The 16658-nt window shown below is 62.1% G+C and carries 12 protein-coding genes and 1 pseudogene; 6 read left to right on the forward strand and 7 right to left on the reverse strand.

All coding sequences use genetic code 11. The features are described 5' to 3' along the window. Positions 1-15: 15 nt before the first annotated feature. The 5 genes from sucA to sdhC form a co-directional block, all read right to left on the reverse strand. On the reverse strand, positions 16-2826 hold the full coding sequence (gene sucA, locus I6L36_RS03300; RefSeq protein ID WP_010674498.1) for a 2-oxoglutarate dehydrogenase E1 component: 2811 nt from the start codon (positions 2824-2826) through the stop codon (positions 16-18). A 114-nt stretch (positions 2827-2940) separates the two neighbouring features. Next, positions 2941-3657 carry a succinate dehydrogenase iron-sulfur subunit gene (locus I6L36_RS03305; protein WP_010674497.1) on the reverse strand — a complete coding sequence of 239 codons (717 nt, stop codon included), beginning with the start codon at positions 3655-3657 and terminating at the stop codon, positions 2941-2943. A gap of 17 nt (positions 3658-3674) precedes the next feature. Next, a complete protein-coding gene (gene sdhA, locus I6L36_RS03310; protein ID WP_042015499.1) occupies positions 3675-5441 on the reverse strand; it encodes a succinate dehydrogenase flavoprotein subunit in 1767 nt (588 codons plus the stop codon). A 1-nt stretch (position 5442) separates the two neighbouring features. Beyond that, a complete protein-coding gene (sdhD, locus tag I6L36_RS03315) occupies positions 5443-5787 on the reverse strand; it encodes a succinate dehydrogenase, hydrophobic membrane anchor protein (RefSeq protein WP_010674495.1) in 345 nt (114 codons plus the stop codon). Next, on the reverse strand, positions 5781-6170 hold the full coding sequence (gene sdhC, locus I6L36_RS03320) for a succinate dehydrogenase cytochrome b556 subunit (protein ID WP_029314418.1): 390 nt from the start codon (positions 6168-6170) through the stop codon (positions 5781-5783). Before sdhC ends, sdhD begins: the two co-directional genes overlap by 7 nt. Before the next feature lie 423 nt (positions 6171-6593). Here sdhC and I6L36_RS03325 point away from each other — a divergent pair, with 423 nt between their 5' ends. From I6L36_RS03325 to I6L36_RS03335, 3 genes and pseudogenes are all read left to right on the forward strand, one after another. Beyond that, a complete protein-coding gene (locus I6L36_RS03325) occupies positions 6594-7880 on the forward strand; it encodes a citrate synthase (RefSeq protein ID WP_010674492.1) in 1287 nt (428 codons plus the stop codon). A gap of 93 nt (positions 7881-7973) precedes the next feature. Further along, positions 7974-8288: pseudogene (locus tag I6L36_RS03330) on the forward strand (DUF4377 domain-containing protein). Between the two features lie 97 nt (positions 8289-8385). Continuing rightward, positions 8386-8910: a GNAT family N-acetyltransferase gene (locus I6L36_RS03335; protein ID WP_109112253.1), complete on the forward strand. Its 525-nt coding sequence runs from the start codon at positions 8386-8388 to the stop codon at positions 8908-8910. A gap of 83 nt (positions 8911-8993) precedes the next feature. Here the strand turns inward: I6L36_RS03335 and fabB are convergent, their stop codons facing one another. Then, positions 8994-10205, reverse strand: a complete 1212-nt coding sequence (fabB, locus tag I6L36_RS03340) for a beta-ketoacyl-ACP synthase I (protein ID WP_029314417.1) — start codon at positions 10203-10205, stop codon at positions 8994-8996. A 90-nt stretch (positions 10206-10295) separates the two neighbouring features. Here fabB and mnmC point away from each other — a divergent pair, with 90 nt between their 5' ends. Further along, a complete protein-coding gene (gene mnmC / locus I6L36_RS03345; protein ID WP_174213879.1) occupies positions 10296-12311 on the forward strand; it encodes a bifunctional tRNA (5-methylaminomethyl-2-thiouridine)(34)-methyltransferase MnmD/FAD-dependent 5-carboxymethylaminomethyl-2-thiouridine(34) oxidoreductase MnmC in 2016 nt (671 codons plus the stop codon). A 117-nt stretch (positions 12312-12428) separates the two neighbouring features. Here mnmC and I6L36_RS03350 read toward each other — a convergent pair whose 3' ends face one another. Beyond that, positions 12429-13034: a DUF922 domain-containing protein gene (locus I6L36_RS03350; RefSeq protein WP_109112255.1), complete on the reverse strand. Its 606-nt coding sequence runs from the start codon at positions 13032-13034 to the stop codon at positions 12429-12431. A 323-nt stretch (positions 13035-13357) separates the two neighbouring features. On the opposite strand from I6L36_RS03350, the gene dcuC reads away from it, so the two are divergent. Together dcuC and I6L36_RS03360 are read left to right on the forward strand one after the other, a co-directional pair. Then, the gene (dcuC, locus tag I6L36_RS03355; protein ID WP_010674486.1) at positions 13358-14710 is read left to right on the forward strand and encodes an anaerobic C4-dicarboxylate transporter DcuC; all 1353 of its coding nucleotides are present in this window, start codon (positions 13358-13360) and stop codon (positions 14708-14710) included. Between the two features lie 90 nt (positions 14711-14800). Then, positions 14801-16450: a bifunctional UDP-sugar hydrolase/5'-nucleotidase gene (locus I6L36_RS03360; RefSeq protein ID WP_109112256.1), complete on the forward strand. Its 1650-nt coding sequence runs from the start codon at positions 14801-14803 to the stop codon at positions 16448-16450. The last annotated feature ends 208 nt before the right edge of the window (positions 16451-16658 follow it).

Consider the following 16658-nt stretch of genomic DNA (forward strand, 5'->3'; position numbering starts at 1 on the left):
CTCATCCACAACTCGTTATTCCAGGGTAAGGGCGTCTTCCACCAGGGCTTTTTGCTGCTTGGCGTGGACGGACATGTAACCGACGGCCGGTGAGGCCGACGCCGGGCGACCGGCATAACGCAGACGGGCATGGCTTGGCAGCACGCTGTCGTAGTGATGACGGGTGCTGTACCAGGCGCCCTGGTTCTGCGGCTCTTCCTGACACCAGACGAAGTCGGTGACATGGCTGTAATCGGCCAGGATGGCGCGCACTTCCTCTTCCGGGAAGGGGTAGAGCTGCTCGATCCGTACCAGGGCCACGTCCTGCTGCTCGGCCTTGCGACGGGCATCGAGCAGGTCGTAGTAGACCTTGCCGGAGCAGAAGACCACGCGCTTGACGCCTTTGGGATCCAGCGCATCGATCTCGCCGATGGCGTTCTGGAAGGTGCCCTCTGCCAGCTCTTCGAGCTTGCTCACCGCCAGCGGGTGGCGCAGCAGGGATTTGGGCGTCATCACGATGAGCGGACGGCGCATGGGGCGCACTACCTGACGACGCAGCATGTGGAACACCTGCGCCGGGGTGGAGGGCACGCACACCTGCATGTTGTGCTGGGCGCACATCTGCAGGTAACGCTCCAGACGGGCGGAGGAGTGCTCCGGGCCCTGACCCTCGTAACCGTGCGGCAGCAGCATGGTCAGGCCGCACATCCGGCCCCACTTCTGCTCGCCGGAGGAGAGGAACTGATCCACCACCACCTGGGCGCAGTTGGCGAAGTCACCGAACTGGGCTTCCCAGATGGTGAGACCGGCCGGCTCTGCGCTGGCGTAGCCATACTCGAACGCCAGGACCGCGTTCTCGGTCAGCACGGAGTCATAGACTTCAAACGGGCCCTGCTCGTCGTGCAAGTTGCACAGCGGGGTGTAGGTGCTGGCATCGGTCTGGCTGTGCAGCACGGCGTGGCGATGGAAGAAGGTACCGCGGCCGGAGTCTTCCCCGGTGAAGCGAATGCGGGATCCCTTGTCCACCAGGGTGGCGTAGGCCAGGGTCTCGGCAAAGCCCCAGTCCACCAGCTTCTCACCGGCGGCCATCAGGCGACGGTCTTCGTAGATCTTCTCGACCTGGCGTTGCAGCACATGGGTGGCCGGGTACTGGCTGATGCGCTCACCCAGGGCCTTCAGGTGATCCATGGGCACAGTGCTGTCATAGGCCATGGCCCAGTCGTGACCCAGATACGGCGTCCAGTCCACGGAGTGCAGCTCCATGGGGCGCCACTCCTTGCTCACCCGCTCGCCCCGATCCAGGGTGTCGCGATAGTCGTTGACTAGCGTGGTGGCCAGCTCCGGCGCGATGGCTCCTTCGGCGATCAGCTGATCGGCGTAGATCTTGCGCGGGGTCGGGTGCTGCTTGATCTTCTGGTACATCAGGGGCTGGGTCGCGCTCGGCTCGTCAGCCTCGTTGTGGCCGTGACGACGGTAGCAGACCAGCTCGATCACCACGTCGCGCTTGAAGGTGTTGCGGTAATCCAGGGCAATCTGGGTCACCAGCACCACGGCTTCCGGGTCATCCCCGTTGACGTGCAGCACAGGGGCCTGCACCGCCTTGGCGATGTCGGTGCAATATTCGGTGGAGCGCAGGTCACGGATATAGGAGGTGGTGAAGCCCACCTGGTTGTTGATGACGATGCGCACCGTGCCGCCCACTCCATAGGCACGGGTCTGGGACATGTTGAAGGTCTCGGCAACGACCCCCTGCCCCGCGATAGCGGAGTCACCGTGTATGGTGATGGGCAGGACACTGGAGCCGTCCTTGTCACCGCGGCGGTCCATACGGGCACGCACGGAGCCGATGACCACGGGGTTGACGATCTCGAGGTGCGACGGGTTGAACGCCAGCGCCAGGTGGACGTTGCCGCCCGGGGTGGCGAAGTCGGAGGAGAAGCCCATGTGGTACTTCACGTCCCCTGTGCCCCAGGATTCGCCGTGCTTGCCGGCGAACTCGTCGAACAGGTCCTGGGCGCGCTTGCCCAGTACGTTGATGAGCACGTTGAGGCGACCGCGGTGGGCCATACCGATGACGGCTTCCTTGCAACCCTGCTCACCGGCGCGGCGGATCAACTCTTTGAGCATGGGCACCATGGCATCGCCCCCTTCCAGGGAGAAACGCTTGGCCCCCGGGAACTTGGCACCCAGGTATTTTTCCAGCCCTTCGGCGGCGGTCAGGCTCTCGAGGAAGCGGGTCTTCTCTTCGAGGGTATAGTTGCCCTTCCCTTCGATGGATTCCAGCCTGTCTTGCAGCCAGCGCTTCTCCTCGGTGGAGGTGAGGTGCATGTAGTCGGCGCCGATGCTGCCGCAATAGGTCTTCTTGAGCGAGGCATACAGATCGGAGAGCACCATGGTCTCGCGACCGATGGCGTAGGAGCCCACATTGAAGGTGGCCTCCATGTCTGCACCTTGCAGATTGTGGAAGGCCGGGTCCAGCTCGGCGACCGGCTCGCGCTGCCACAGACCCAGGGGGTCCAGGTTGGCGTTCTGGTGACCGCGGAAACGGAAGGCGTTGATCAGTTGCAGTACGCGAACCTGTTTGGCATCCACCTGGGGATCGGAGACGGGAGCGCTGTAACGGGAGGAGTCCTTGGCCAGGCGGCGGAAATAGTCGCGAACCTGGGAGTGGGGTTGTTCTACTGCATGTCCGTTGACCTGGGGCAGCGACTGGAACAGGCTGCGCCATTCGTCGGCAACGGAGTCGGGGTTTTCCAGGAAGGATTCGTACAAATCCTCAATGTAGCTTGCATTCGCACCAGCCAGGTGAGATGACTCCAACCAGGCCTTCATCACGCCGTTATGCATTTCTATCCCTTGTACATCTTGTTCGCTGCACTGCAGCTTGTAGGGTCATAGCCATCCCGGGGCGGGATGGCTATCCAGAGGTCGGGCCCGGCGCAAGGCGCCCTGGCCCCGATACTACACGGCCCGGTTGAGCAACATCGACTTGATCTGACCAATGGCCTTGGTCGGGTTCAAGCCCTTGGGACAGACGTTCACGCAGTTCATGATGCCGTGGCAGCGGAACACGCTGAAGGCGTCATCCAGGTTGCCCAGTCGCTCACTGGCCGCAGTGTCGCGGCTGTCCGCCAGCCAGCGATAGGCGGCGAGCAGGCCGGCCGGACCGATGAACTTGTCCGGGTTCCACCAGAAGGAGGGGCAAGAGGTGGAGCAGCAGGCACAGAGTATGCACTCGTACAGGCCATCCAGCTTGGCGCGCTCTTCGGGGGATTGCAGGTGCTCACGCACGGGCGGCAGTTTTTCGTCGTTGATGAGGAAGGGTTTGACCTTCTCCCACTGGGTGTAGAACTGGGTCATGTCGATCACCAGATCCCGGATCACCGGCAGACCGGGCAAGGGCCGAATGACGACCTTGCTGCCCTTCTTCAAGAGATCGGAGAGCGGCGTGATGCAGGCCAGACCGTTCTTGCCATTCATGTTGAGACCGTCAGATCCACAGACCCCTTCGCGGCAGGAGCGGCGGAAGGCGAGCGTGGGATCCAGCTCCTTGAGCTGGATCAGTGCGTCGAGCACCATCATGTCGGAACCTTCAGGAATATCAAGACGATAATCCTTCATATACGGGACGTTATCAACGTCCGGATTGTATCTGTAGACAGAGAATGTGACGTTCATTGTGCTTGGCTCCGCAATCAGTAAGTCCGGACCTTGGGCGGGAACGCCTCACGGGTCTTGGGTGACATGTTGACAGCGCGACGGGTCATGGACTCGGTGTCCGGATGATAGAGGCTGTGGCACAGCCAGCTCTCATCGTCACGCTCCGGGAAGTCGAAGCGGCTGTGGGCGCCACGACTCTCGGTACGGAAGTTCGCTGCCACCGCGGTGGCATAGGCGGTCTCCATCAGGTTGTCCAGCTCCAGGCACTCGATGCGCTGGGTATTGAACTCCTTGGAGGTGTCGTCCAGACGGGCGTTCTTGAGACGCTCGCGGATGAGTTTCAGCTCGGCCAGCCCTTCTGCCATGGCATCCCCTTCCCGGAACACGGAGAAGTTGTTCTGCATGCAGCGCTGCAGATCCTTGCGGATCTGGGCCGGGTCTTCCCCGTCACGGTTGTTTTCCCAGCGGTTGAAGCGCTCCAGCGCCTTGGCGATGTCGGCGTCGGTGGCTTCCGCGCCGTGCTCCATCGAGCCAAGGGTCTCCACCAGGTGCATGCCGGCAGCACGACCGAACACCACCAGATCCAGCAGCGAGTTGCCGCCCAGACGGTTGGCACCGTGCACGGAGACGCAGGCGATCTCGCCCACCGCGAACAGACCGACCACCGGCACGTCGTTGCCATCTTTGTCCTGGGTCAGGCACTGGCCGTTCACGCTGGTCGGCACGCCGCCCATCATGTAGTGGCAGGTCGGAATGATGGGGATGGGCTCTTTGACCGGATCCACGTGTGCGAAGGTGCGAGAGAGCTCGCAGATACCCGGCAGACGGGATTCCAGTACCTCTTTGCCGAGGTGATCCAGCTTGAGCTTGATGTGCGGGCCCCAGGGACCGTCGCAGCCACGGCCTTCGCGGATCTCGATCATGATGGAACGGGCCACCACGTCGCGACCGGCCAGGTCCTTAGCGTTTGGCGCATAACGCTCCATGAAGCGCTCGCCGTCCTTGTTCAGCAGGTAGCCGCCTTCACCACGGCAACCTTCGGTCACCAGTACCCCTGCCCCGGCGATACCGGTGGGGTGGAACTGCCAGAACTCCATGTCCTGCACGCCGACCCCGGCGCGCAGCGCCATGCCGACGCCGTCACCGGTGTTGATGTGTGCGTTGGTGGTGGACTGGTAGATGCGACCGGCGCCGCCGGTGGCGAGCACGGTGGCCTTGGCCTTGAAGTAGACGACCTCGCCGCTCTCCATGTCGATGGCGGTACAGCCGACGATATGACCATCCTGGTTCTTCACCAGATCCAGGGCATACCACTCGGAGAAGACGGTGGTCTTGTTCTTGACGTTTTGTTGATACAAGGTGTGCAGCAGGGCGTGACCAGTACGGTCGGCTGCCGCCGCAGTGCGGGCAGCCTGCTCGCCGCCGAAGTTTTTGGACTGACCGCCGAACGGACGCTGGTAGACGGTACCGTTGTCAAAGCGGGAGAAAGGCAAGCCCATGTTCTCCAGCTCATAGATGGCCTCGGGGCCGGTCTTGCACATGTATTCGATGGCTTCCTGATCACCGATATAATCGGAGCCCTTGACGGTGTCATACATGTGCCACTGCCAGTTGTCGTCGTGGGCATTGCCCAGGGCGACCGTGATCCCGCCCTGGGCGGAGACCGTGTGGGAACGGGTCGGGAAAACCTTGGATAACAGGGCGCAGCTCTTGCCGGACTGGGCAATCTGCAGCGCGGCGCGCATACCGGCGCCACCGGCACCGATCACGACCGCATCAAATTCACGAGTTGGAATAGTCACCTTACACACCCCACAGCACGACGAAACCAGTCATCACATAGACAAACAGCACCACCACCAGCACAAACTGCAGCGCACCGCGCAGTCCGACCGGCTTGATATAGTCGGTCAGCACCTGCCATAGACCGATCCAGGCGTGGATCAAGACGCATACGAGCGTCAGCAGGGTGAAGACCTTGGTGAAGGTGTTGGAGAAGAAGCCGGTCCACACCTCGTAGGTGATGTCGTTGAACGCGACAAAGCCAACCAGATAGAGGACGTAGCACGTCATGATGAGGGCGGTGGCGCGGATCAGGATGTAATCATGAACACCGCTGCGCCCGAAAGTTGCAGAATTGGTTACCATACCAGTACCCCCGCCAATACCGCCAAAACCGCGGTGATCACGAAGGCCACACGGGCACTCTGATTACCGGATTCCAGCTCTTCCCAATAGCCCATGTCCATGACCAGGTGCCGCAGACCGCCCACGATGTGGTAAGCCAGCGCGGTCAGGATCCCCCACAGCACGAACTTGACCAGGAAGTTGTCCATGATGGCAACGACCGATTCAAATCCTTCGGGAGAGGCGAGTGAAGTACCAAGCATCCACAGCAAGATGGCCAATGCCACAAAGGTGATGACCCCTGAGACACGATGCAAGATGGAAGCGATGGCGGTGACAGGAAAGCTGATCGTCTGTAGGTCGAGGTTTACAGGTCTCTGTTTGTTTTTCACGGCTTTGCCCACTCAGCTCCATTGAGCACGTTAGTTATTGTTTTCACACGCTTTGAGGGCGAGGAGTGGCATTTGTTAGGTTTTTGTTACCAAAACAACTCAGGAAAGCCAAAAATAACATTTTCGATATCACATCTGGCTTTGCGAAAGCGTTTCAAACACCGACGACCATCACCCACGTGGCGCAGTATATCGGCGGCCTTAACCAATGACAATCAAATAGCTACACAGAAAATCCAAAACCGTAAACCAGATCTCACAACAGCTTTAACAATTCATTAATGATCATCCAGCAAAATTGACAAAGACATGGTTCTCTGGTTCAAATAAGGCGCTCCAGCCGCCGTGGTACGGGTAAGAACCTTTGCCAGCGTCATAACAGTCGTAATAAAGTAGGGCTGGAACCAAATTATAAAAGAGCAAAGGAGACGTGCTATGGCTGATAAGATAGCCACCCTACATCTGCCCGGAAAAGAGCCGGTTGAACTGCCGATCCTCTCCGGTACCGTTGGACCCGATGTGATCGATGTCAGAAAGCTGGGCACGCAAGGATATTTCACCTTCGACCCCGGCTTCATGGCCACCGGTTCTTGCAAATCTTCCATCACCTACATCGATGGCGACCAGGGTGTCTTGCTGCACCGCGGTTACCCCATCGCCCAGTTGGCCACCCAGGCCAGCTACCTCGAAGTCTGCTACATCCTGCTGTACGGCGAGGCCCCCACCAAGACCCAATATGCGGAATTTGAACGTCTGGTCACCCGCCACACCATGGTGCACGAGCAGATCGCCTTCTTCTTCCGCGGCTTCCGCCGCGACGCCCACCCCATGGCCGTCATGTGCGGCGTGGTCAGCGCGCTGTCCGCCTTCTATCACGACGCCCTCGACATCAACAACGAGGAGCATCGCGAGATCTGTGCCTTCCGTCTGCTCTCCAAGATGCCGACCCTGGCCGCCATGTGTTACAAGTACTCCATCGGCCAGCCCTTCATGCAGCCGCGCAACGCCCTCTCCTATGCAGGCAACTTCCTGCACATGATGTTTGGCGTGCCGACCGAAGAGTACAAGGTCAACCCCATCGTCGAGCGCGCCATGGACCGCATCTTCACCCTGCATGCGGACCATGAGCAAAACGCCTCCACCTCCACCGTGCGTCTGGCCGGCTCTTCCGGTGCCAACCCGTTTGCCTGTATCGCCGCGGGGATCGCCTCCCTGTGGGGCCCGGCCCACGGCGGTGCCAACGAAGCCTGCCTCAAGATGCTCGAAGAGATTGGCTCCGTGGATCGCATCCCCGAGTACATCGGCCGCGCCAAGGACAAGAACGATCCGTTCCGTCTGATGGGCTTCGGTCACCGGGTCTACAAGAACCACGATCCCCGTGCCACCGTGATGCGTGAAACCTGCCACGAGGTGCTTACCGAGCTGCAGATCAAGGATCCGCTGCTGGACGTGGCCATGGAGCTGGAACGCATCGCGCTGTCCGACCCCTACTTCATCGAGAAGAAGCTCTACCCGAACGTGGACTTCTACTCCGGCATCATCATGAAGGCCATCGGTATCCCCATGTCCATGTTCACCGTGATCTTCGCCATCTCCCGTACCATCGGCTGGATTGCCCACTGGAACGAGATGCACTCAGACCCGGATCAGAAGATCGGCCGTCCCCGTCAGCTCTACACCGGTCAGCCCCTGCGCGAGTTCGTGCCCCTCGACCAGCGCTGAGCCCGATCTGTCATGGTTTGTTACAAAGGCGGTCATTGACCGCCTTTTCTTTTGCAGGTTTAATCGCGCCCTTTTACGCCAAGGACACTCATCATGAAATCTCCCCTGCTCCTCAGCTCCGCCCTCCTGCTCAGCGCCTGCCAGAGCGCCCCGACCACCTAAACCCTCTATATCCAGGACAAACTGGCAGACTGCGTCGGTGTCGCCCCCATGAAGTGCATGCAGGTGCGCAGTCAGCCGGGAGAGAACTGGAGCCTCTTCTATCAGCAGATCGAAGGCTTCACCTTTGAACCGGGCTTTCGCTATCAACTGGAAGTGAGCAAGGAGCAACTTGCCGATGTGCCGGCCGATGCCCCTTCCTTGCGCTACCAGCTGATCAAGGTCGTGAGCAAGGAGCCGGTTCGCTGACGAGTCGCTGACAGGTAACCCGGTTTCGTTTGTGTGCTCTCTGGGGTATGCTGTCACCCCTTTTTGCCACGGTTTGAGTACGGACCCGACCCGCATCATGATCACCATCCGCACCATCCGCACGCCAGACTGGCCCGCCATCATGGCCATCCAGCACGAGTGTTATCACCAGTTCGAACCCGAGCCCCTCGAGGTGATGCAGAACAAGACCGAGCTGGCCCCCGCCTGCTGCTGGGTGGCCGAGCGTCAGGGCAAGGTGCTGGGTTACCTGCTCTGCCACCCCTGGCGTGCCCACCAGCCCCCGCCCCTCTCGGTGCCGATGAAGGCGCTGGCCGGCCACGACGAGTTCTATCTGCACGATCTCGCTGTCTCGAGCAAGGCACGCGGCCTGGGTATCGGACAGCGACTGCTGGCAAGGGCGCTCGCTTTCGCGAGCCATGCAGGATATCGCCATGCAGGCCTGGTGGCGGTTCAGGATGCCCCCGCCTTCTGGCGCAAGCAGGGGTTTGTGCCCGCCGACACCGGCAAATCGCTGGTGGAGTATGGTGACGGGGCTGTCTATATGCGGTTGCCCCTGGCAGACAGCGGACCCAAACCGGGAACCATCAGCAGAGTTCAATAAAAAGAATTCAATAAAAAGAGTTCAATAAAAAAGGCGCCTTTCGGCGCCTTTTTCTATTCCGCGTTGTGCTCCCGACGGGGAGATCAAGCCTTGAACTTGCTGAACACCAGAGAGGCGTTGGTCCCGCCAAAGCCGAAGCTGTTGGACATGACGGTATTGAGGTCGGCCGCTTCGTATTCACGCACGATGGGCAGGCCCACGGCTTTCTCGTCCAGATTCTCGATGTTGATGCTGGGGGCGATGAAGCCGTGTTCCATCATCAGCAGGGAGTAGACGGCCTCGTGCACGCCGGCGGCGCCCAGGGCATGGCCGGTCATCGCCTTGGTGGCGGAGAGCTTGGGGGCATTGCTGCCAAACAGGGTCTGAATGGCTTCCAGCTCCTTGGTGTCACCAACCGGAGTAGAGGTACCGTGAGTGTTGATGTAGTCCACCTTGCCGACACCCTGCATCGCCATCTTCATGCAACGCACGGCGCCTTCACCGCTCGGGGCCACCATGTCGTAGCCGTCGGAGGTCGCACCGTAACCGGTGATTTCGGCGTAGATGTGGGCACCACGGGCCAGGGCGTGTTCCAGCTCCTCGACCACCAGAATGCCGCCACCACCGGAGATGACGAAGCCGTCGCGGTCCGCATCATAGGTGCGGGACGCTTTTTCCGGGTTGTCGTTGTACTTGGTGGAGAGCGCGCCCATGGCGTCGAACTGGATGGTGGAAGACCAGTCCAGCTCCTCGCCGCCACCGGCAAAGATGATGTCCTGCTTGCCAAGCTGGATCAGTTCCAGGGCGTGACCGATGCAATGGGCAGAGGTCGCACAGGCGGAGCTGATGGTGTAGTTGACACCTTTTATCTTGAACGGGGTGGCAAGACAGGCGGAGGTGGTGGAGGACATGGTACGCGGCACCATGTAGGGACCCACCCGCTTGACGCCCTTTTCACGGGCGATATCGGCAGACTCGGAGGTGTTCTTGCCGGAGGCGCCGCCGGAACCGGTCACGATGCCGGTACGCTCGTTGGAGACCATCTCTTCCGGCAGGCCGGCATCTTCGATGGCCTGCTGCATGGAGAGGTAGGCGTAGGCCGCAGCGTCACCCATGAAACGCATGACTTTACGGTCGATCAGTTCAGACGGATCGAGTTTGATGTTACCCCAGACACGGCTGCGCAGGTTGTACTGCTCGAACTGCTCGGAATAGGTGATGCCGGATTTGCCTGCTTTCAGGGAGGCCAGCACCTCTTCCTTGTTGTTGCCGATACTGGAGATGACGCCGATACCGGTGATCACTGCTCTTCTCATTAATTCATCTCGTCTGGAAAAACTGGCACCGAGTCTACCCGCTTTCGGCTGCCAAACTGGTCTGCTTTCACGTAGAATGCCCGCGATTTTGTGACGCGAGCCGAGGAAAACGTGAGTCAAACATCCTTACATCATGCCCGATTGGACTGGAACGAAGCGGGAACTCCAGTCTCCAGTGAGTTCGGGGATGTGTACTTTTCCAATGATAACGGTCTAAGTGAAACCCGCTACGTCTTTTTGCAGCAAAATCGACTGCCAGAGCGATTTTCGCACCACGATAGTGACAGTTTCGTGATTGGTGAAACAGGTTTCGGTACAGGACTTAACTTTCTGGCCACAATGGCCGCCTTTCTGGAACAGGCCCCCCTGTCCGGCAACGGATCCCGGCTGCACTTCATCAGCGTCGAGAAATACCCCCTTACCCAGGCCGATCTGTGCAAGGCCCTGGCCGCCTGGCCCGAGCTCTCCCACCTGAGCCAGGACCTGATTGACCAGTGGCCGCTGCCGGTCTCCGGCTGCCATCGCCTGCTCTTTGCCGATGGCCGCATCCGCCTCGATCTCTGGTTTGGCGACATCAAGGAGATGCTGCCCCAGGTGCCCCATCCGGCAACTGGTCTGGTGGACGCCTGGTATCTGGACGGTTTCTCCCCTGCCAAGAACCCAGAGATGTGGACCCAGGATCTCTTCGACGATCTCGCTCGCCTCGCCCGCCCCGATGCCACCCTCTCGACCTTTACCTGCGCCGGTTTCGTGCGACGGGGGCTGATTGCCGCCGGCTTTGCCATGAAGAAGGTGAAGGGCCACGGCAGCAAGCGGGAGATGCTGGCGGGTGTTCGGGAAGGCAAAGTGCCGCAGCAGAGCATCGCCCCCTGGTATGCCCGCCCCGCAGGGCGGGAGGGAGAGGTGCTCATCATCGGTGGCGGCATCGCTTCCGCCATGACGGCGCTCTCTCTGGTGGAGCGGGGTCGGCACGTCACCTTGCTGTGCGAAGACGGCGAACCGGCCAGCGGCGCTTCCGGCAATCGACAAGGAGCCCTCTACCCCCTGCTCAACGGCGAGCACGATGCCCTGTCGCGCTTCTATTCGCTGGCCTTCGGCTTTGCCAGAAACCGGCTGCTGGCTTTGGCAAAGCACCACCCCGTCGCCTTCTCGCTGTGTGGCGTCACCCAACTCGGCTACGACGACAAATCCGCCGCCAAGCTTGCCAAGATGAGCCAGGGCCCCTTCCCCCCTGAGCTGATGCACCCACTCTCGGCAGCGGAGGTTGAGCAGGTGGTCGGCCTGCCCTGCGATGCGGATGGTGTGAGCTATCCCCTGGGGGGCTGGCTCTGTCCGGCGGATCTCACCCGCGCCGCCATCAGGGAGGCGCAGGCCAGCGGGCGGCTGGAGGTGGAGTTCAATGCCGCTGTAACCCACATTGCCGAAGAGGTCGATGGCTGGCACCTGGAGAGCCGGGATGGCCGCCAGTGGCACGCCCCCAATCTGGTGGTGGCAGCCGGGCATCAGTTGCCAGCCCTTCTCCCCTTTGCCGAGCTGCCCCTCTATCCGGTGCGCGGCCAGGTGAGCCATGTGCCGACCACGGCTGGCTTGAGCCAGCTCAAGACCGTGCTCTGCTACGATGGCTACCTCACCCCGGCCCACAACGGCGCGCACTGTATCGGGGCCAGCTATGGCCGCAACCAGACCGACCTTGCCTACCGCGCCGACGAGCAGGAGCAGAACAGGGCACGGCTGCAAGCCTGTGTGCCCCAGCAGCGCTGGCCCGCCGAGGTGGATGTGAGCGGCGCTCAGGCCCGCGTCGGGGTGCGCTGCGCCAGCCGGGATCACCTGCCGGTCGCCGGACCCGTCGCCCGGTTGACGGCGCTGGCGGATCATGACGTCAACGCCCCCGCGGATCAGCAGAGCGCGCTGCCCCTGCACGCCGGCCTCTACGTGCTGGGGGCGCTCGGCTCCCGAGGTCTGTGCTCGGCGCCCCTGTGCGGCGAGCTGGTCGCCAGCGAGATCTGCGGCGATCCCCTGCCGCTGGCCTCCGATCTGCTGGAGGCGATCCATCCCGCCCGCTACTGGGTGCGAAGACTGCGCAAGGGCAAGCCACTGCGCGACTAACTCCCCAGGAGCCGGGGCTGCCCGCCTCCACACCATTTGGCGCACCAACAAAAAACGGGCTCAGTCAGCCCGTTTTTTATGTTTCCCATGAGCGGCCATGGGCCTGTACACGTGTCATCAGCCAGCCCTGGGCCAGACGACCCCCAGCTTGCGCCCCTGATCGGTCTGGCTGGCCAGGGTGTCGAACCGCGCCCGGGTGGCCTCCAGCACCGCCTGCCCTGCCTGCCAGCCCTGATGCTCCAGGGTTGGGCAATCCCGGGTCACCGGCAACTGGGCGAGGCGCGTGCCAAGCTGGCTCACGCTCTCCAGCAGGATATCCTTGTGACGGCTCTCGTAGTCAAACATGGCGGCCACCAGCTTGTCCCACTTCTGGCGCTCCTTCGCGGGCGCACGGGACTTGTCCATCCAGTTGGGGACCCTGACCTGGATGCGCGCACGAACGCTGGCCTGCTCCAGCTCGCAGCGTGTCGCCGTCGCCTTCGTCTGCAACTGCCAGGAGAGCTGATAACTGGCCTTGCCGATGTGCCCGTCCGCCTGGGTGGGCGACAAGGCGGTGATCTGGCGCATCACGGCCCCCACATCGGCCCCGGAGACCCGATAGAACTGGAAGTCGACCTTGATATCGGGGGCGACCTTCACACCGGCATAGTGGGAAGGTACAGCACCGATTGAGGCGGCATAAATGAGGGCCACCGTCACCCCTGTCTTGCTGAAGAGTCCCATCTGTCCGCGGCTTTGCTCCTTGTGAGTCCCGGCTTAATTTCAATTAATAATCAATGAATTAATAACCCGATTGGGAGATTACCCCTGATCCAGCCCCCTGTCATCCGCTCTTGGCACCCGGTTGCTGCAAACGTGCGAGTCATCACCCCGGCTCAGGCGGGGATTTGCAGTCGAGATCACAAGCTGCCATCGAACGGATGGTGAAACACTCCTTAGTGGGTAATATCCACAGTGTTTTTGTTGGCCGATGCCGGATAGTCCAGCGCAACCCTCTGGTGAGCCCTGGCAGGCCACCCCCTCATTTCAACTCTTGGGAAGGTTTTATGATAGAACTCCTGATCGGCACCCTGGTCACCCTGGCCGTGGGTCGCTACATCTTCAAGGGCTACTCCGCCACCGGGGTACTGCTCAGCGGCGGCCTGCTGCTGCTGGCGATCACCGCCCTGATGGGCAAGGCGGTGCTGCCGGCGAGCGTCCCCTCCACCGGCCACATGGCCACCGACATCTTCGAATACGTGCGCTTCCTGCTGGTCGACAGGGGGGGTGGCCTCGGCATGCTCATCATGGTGCTGTGCGGCTTTGCCGGCTACATGAGCCACATCGGCGCCAACACCATACTGGTGAAGCTCGCGAGCAAACCCCTCGGTGTCATCAAGTCCCCCTACATCCTGCTGGTGGCCGCCTATCTGGTCGCCTGCGCCATGTCGCTGGCGGTGAGCTCCGCGACCGGCCTCGGGGTTCTGCTGATGGCCACCCTCTTCCCGCTGATGGTCAACATGGGGATCTCCCGTGGCGCGGCGGCGGCGGTGTGCGCCTCGCCGGCCGCCATCATCCTCTCCCCCACCTCGGGGGACGTGGTGATGGCAGCCCAGGCCGCGAACATGGAGCTCATCGAGTTTGCCTTCAAGCTGACCCTGCCCATTTCCCTGGTGGCCATCGCCGCCATGGCGGTGACCCACTTCTTCTGGCAGCGTTATCTGGATCAGAAGGCCGGGGAGCACAACGCCGCGGTCGCCCCGAGCGATCTCGTCACCGACGCCCCCGGCTTCTACGCCATCCTGCCCTTCACCCCCATCATCGGTGTGCTGCTGTTTGACGGCAAACTGGGGCCCAAGCTCGACATCGTCACCATCATCGTCATCTGCCTGGTGCTGGCCGCCCTGCTGGAGCTGGTGCGCAAGCGCAACGGCCGCGAGCTGCTGGACGGGCTGCAGGTGTGCTGGCGCAACATGGCCGACGCTTTCGCCGGCGTGGTGATGCTGCTGGTGGGTGCCGGGGTCTTTGCCCAGGGTCTGATGGGGCTTGGTTTCATCGCCAACCTCCTGGATCTGGCCCAGAGCTTCGGTACCGGCGGCATCGTCATCATGCTGGTGCTGGTGGTCATCACCACCCTGGCGGCCTTCACCACGGGTTCCGGCAACGCCCCCTTCTACGCCTTCGTGGAGCTCATCCCCCATTTGGCCACCAGCCTCGGCGTCAACCCGGCCTATCTGGTGATCCCCATGCTGCAGGCATCCAACCTCGGCCGCACCATCTCGCCGGTCTCCGGGGTGGTGGTCGCCTGTGCGGGGATGGGCAATCTCTCTCCGTTCGAGGTGGTCAAACGTACCTCGCTGCCGGTGGCCGTCGGCCTGCTGGTAGTGATCCTCGCCACCCAGATCATGGTTCCCGCCTGACTCTTTACCGGCCCGGCTGCCGCCGGGCTGGTATCCCCCCCACCCCATGCAGTAGACTCGGTGCTCTTTTTTCCTAAGGAGGACCGAGCCTTGAGTATGACGGTTCAACTTGCCCACTTCAGCGACTGCCACTCCCATTTCGATGGCGCTCCCATGCGCTTCTCCCCCGATGGCAAGTCCGAATGGCGCACCCAGTGCGGCGGCTATGGTCGCATCCTGACCCGGCTCACCGCCCTGCGCCAACAGGCCGAGGCAGCCGGCCAGACCTGCCTGCTGCTGCATGGCGGCGATACCTTCCAGGGGTCACTTTACTTCAACCGCTTCAAAGGGCGGGCCAATGCGGACCTGCTGGCCCTCTTGCGACCGGATGCCATGGTGATCGGCAACCACGAATTCGATCTGGGCAACGGGCCGCTGGTGGAGTTTTTGCGCCAGCTCGATTTCCCGGTGCTCGCCGCCAACATCGACAACCGTCAGGAGCCCGCCGATGCCCCGCTGCGGCTGCAGGGACTGCCGCAGCTGTTTGACGCGAGCCGCCCCTGGCACAAGCGCGTCATCGACGACGTGCCCTTCGCCCTGCTCGGCATAACGCTGCCGCAGATGGCCGCCATCGCGAGCCCCGATCCCCACACCCGTTTCCACGGTATCGAAGAAACCTTGAGCCGCGCCCTCGAAGAGATCAAGGCCGAGGGGATCAACCACATCATATTGCTGAGCCACCTGGGTCTGGAGCAGGACAAGCGACTGGCGACCCGCTTCCCCGAGCTCAGCCTCATCGTCGGCGGGCACACCCACAGCCTGCTGGGGTATCTGGCGCCGCTCGGGCTCGACAGCGAAGGCAGCTATCCCCTCATGGTGAACGGGGTGGCCATCCTGCACGCCGCCCACAGCGCCCTCTGTCTCGGGGTGTGCGAACTAACCTTCGACGAGCAGGGACGCGTGTGCCAAAGCCGCGGCCAGCTGGAGTGGTTACCCTGGGATCCCTGGCCCTTTGCTTCCCCGCCTCCTGCGGGGCTGCACTTCTGCGAACCGGCCCCCGAGCTCGAGCAGCATCTGGCCAGACGCTATCGCCCCGAGCTCGAAACCATGACCCGGCGCGTGGTGACCCGGCTCGCCGATCCGCTCCACCACCAGCGCCTGCCCGATGCCAACCTGCCCGCCGGCAGCCAGGTCGCCCCCCTGGTAGCGAGTGCCATGCTGGCCAGTGCCCGCGAACAGGTGGGTCAGGTGGACTTTGCCCTGCACAATGCCGGGGGCGTGCGCTGCTCCCTCGAGCCCGGCCCCCTGACCGAAGCAGATGTTGCCGGACGCCTGCTGCCCTTTGCCATTCCCCTCACCCTCTACCGGGTGCACGGCCATGAACTGGCCGAGGCGCTGGAGGGGGCCATCGACAACGCCACCAACAACGGGGTGACGGGCAATGGCAGCGGCAGCTTCCCCTATACCGCCGGGGTGAGCTTCTGCTATCAGGCCGACAGGCCCAAAGGGGAGAGGATCACTCGCCTGGAATGGGAAGCCAGCCCGGATCAGTGGCAGCACGTCGAGCCGGATGCCATCTATCGCGGGGTCTCCAGTGCCTATACCGCCTCCGGCAAGGAGGGCTACACGGCCCTTGCCCGCACCCTGACCCAGCACAATCAGGAGCTCGGCATCACCCTGGCGGATGCCTTCCTGCGCTGGGCACGCCACCTGCCGGAACTCAGCCCTCTGCCGGCCCTGGTGGAGTATCACGGCCAGTGAATCTGACACCGGCCCATCCCGGGTCGGTGCCGCCTTTTCGCCGCATAGGGGAATCCTGGTCCGCTCCCAGGCGCAGGCCCCCTACCATGCAACCTCAGGCTGTGACGCCCGACTGCGCCGGCCCTGTCTTGTGATGGGGCCTGCCACTGCAGCCAGAGGCGTGAAAACGATACTTTTACGAATTATTTCAGGTGCCTACACTTCTTCC

Source organism: Aeromonas sp. FDAARGOS 1406, from assembly GCF_019048565.1.
GTDB classification, from domain to species: domain Bacteria; phylum Pseudomonadota; class Gammaproteobacteria; order Enterobacterales; family Aeromonadaceae; genus Aeromonas; species Aeromonas caviae.

Coding starts and splice junctions, on each gene's coding strand:
- sucA (WP_010674498.1), bottom strand. CDS start 2,826: ATGCATAACGGCGTGATGAAGGCCTGGTTGGAGTCATCTCACCTGGCT.
- I6L36_RS03305 (WP_010674497.1), bottom strand. CDS start 3,657: ATGAACGTCACATTCTCTGTCTACAGATACAATCCGGACGTTGATAAC.
- sdhD (WP_010674495.1), bottom strand. CDS start 5,787: ATGGTAACCAATTCTGCAACTTTCGGGCGCAGCGGTGTTCATGATTAC.
- I6L36_RS03325 (WP_010674492.1), top strand. CDS start 6,594: ATGGCTGATAAGATAGCCACCCTACATCTGCCCGGAAAAGAGCCGGTT.
- I6L36_RS03335 (WP_109112253.1), top strand. CDS start 8,386: ATGATCACCATCCGCACCATCCGCACGCCAGACTGGCCCGCCATCATG.
- fabB (WP_029314417.1), bottom strand. CDS start 10,205: ATGAGAAGAGCAGTGATCACCGGTATCGGCGTCATCTCCAGTATCGGC.
- I6L36_RS03350 (WP_109112255.1), bottom strand. CDS start 13,034: ATGGGACTCTTCAGCAAGACAGGGGTGACGGTGGCCCTCATTTATGCC.
- dcuC (WP_010674486.1), top strand. CDS start 13,358: ATGATAGAACTCCTGATCGGCACCCTGGTCACCCTGGCCGTGGGTCGC.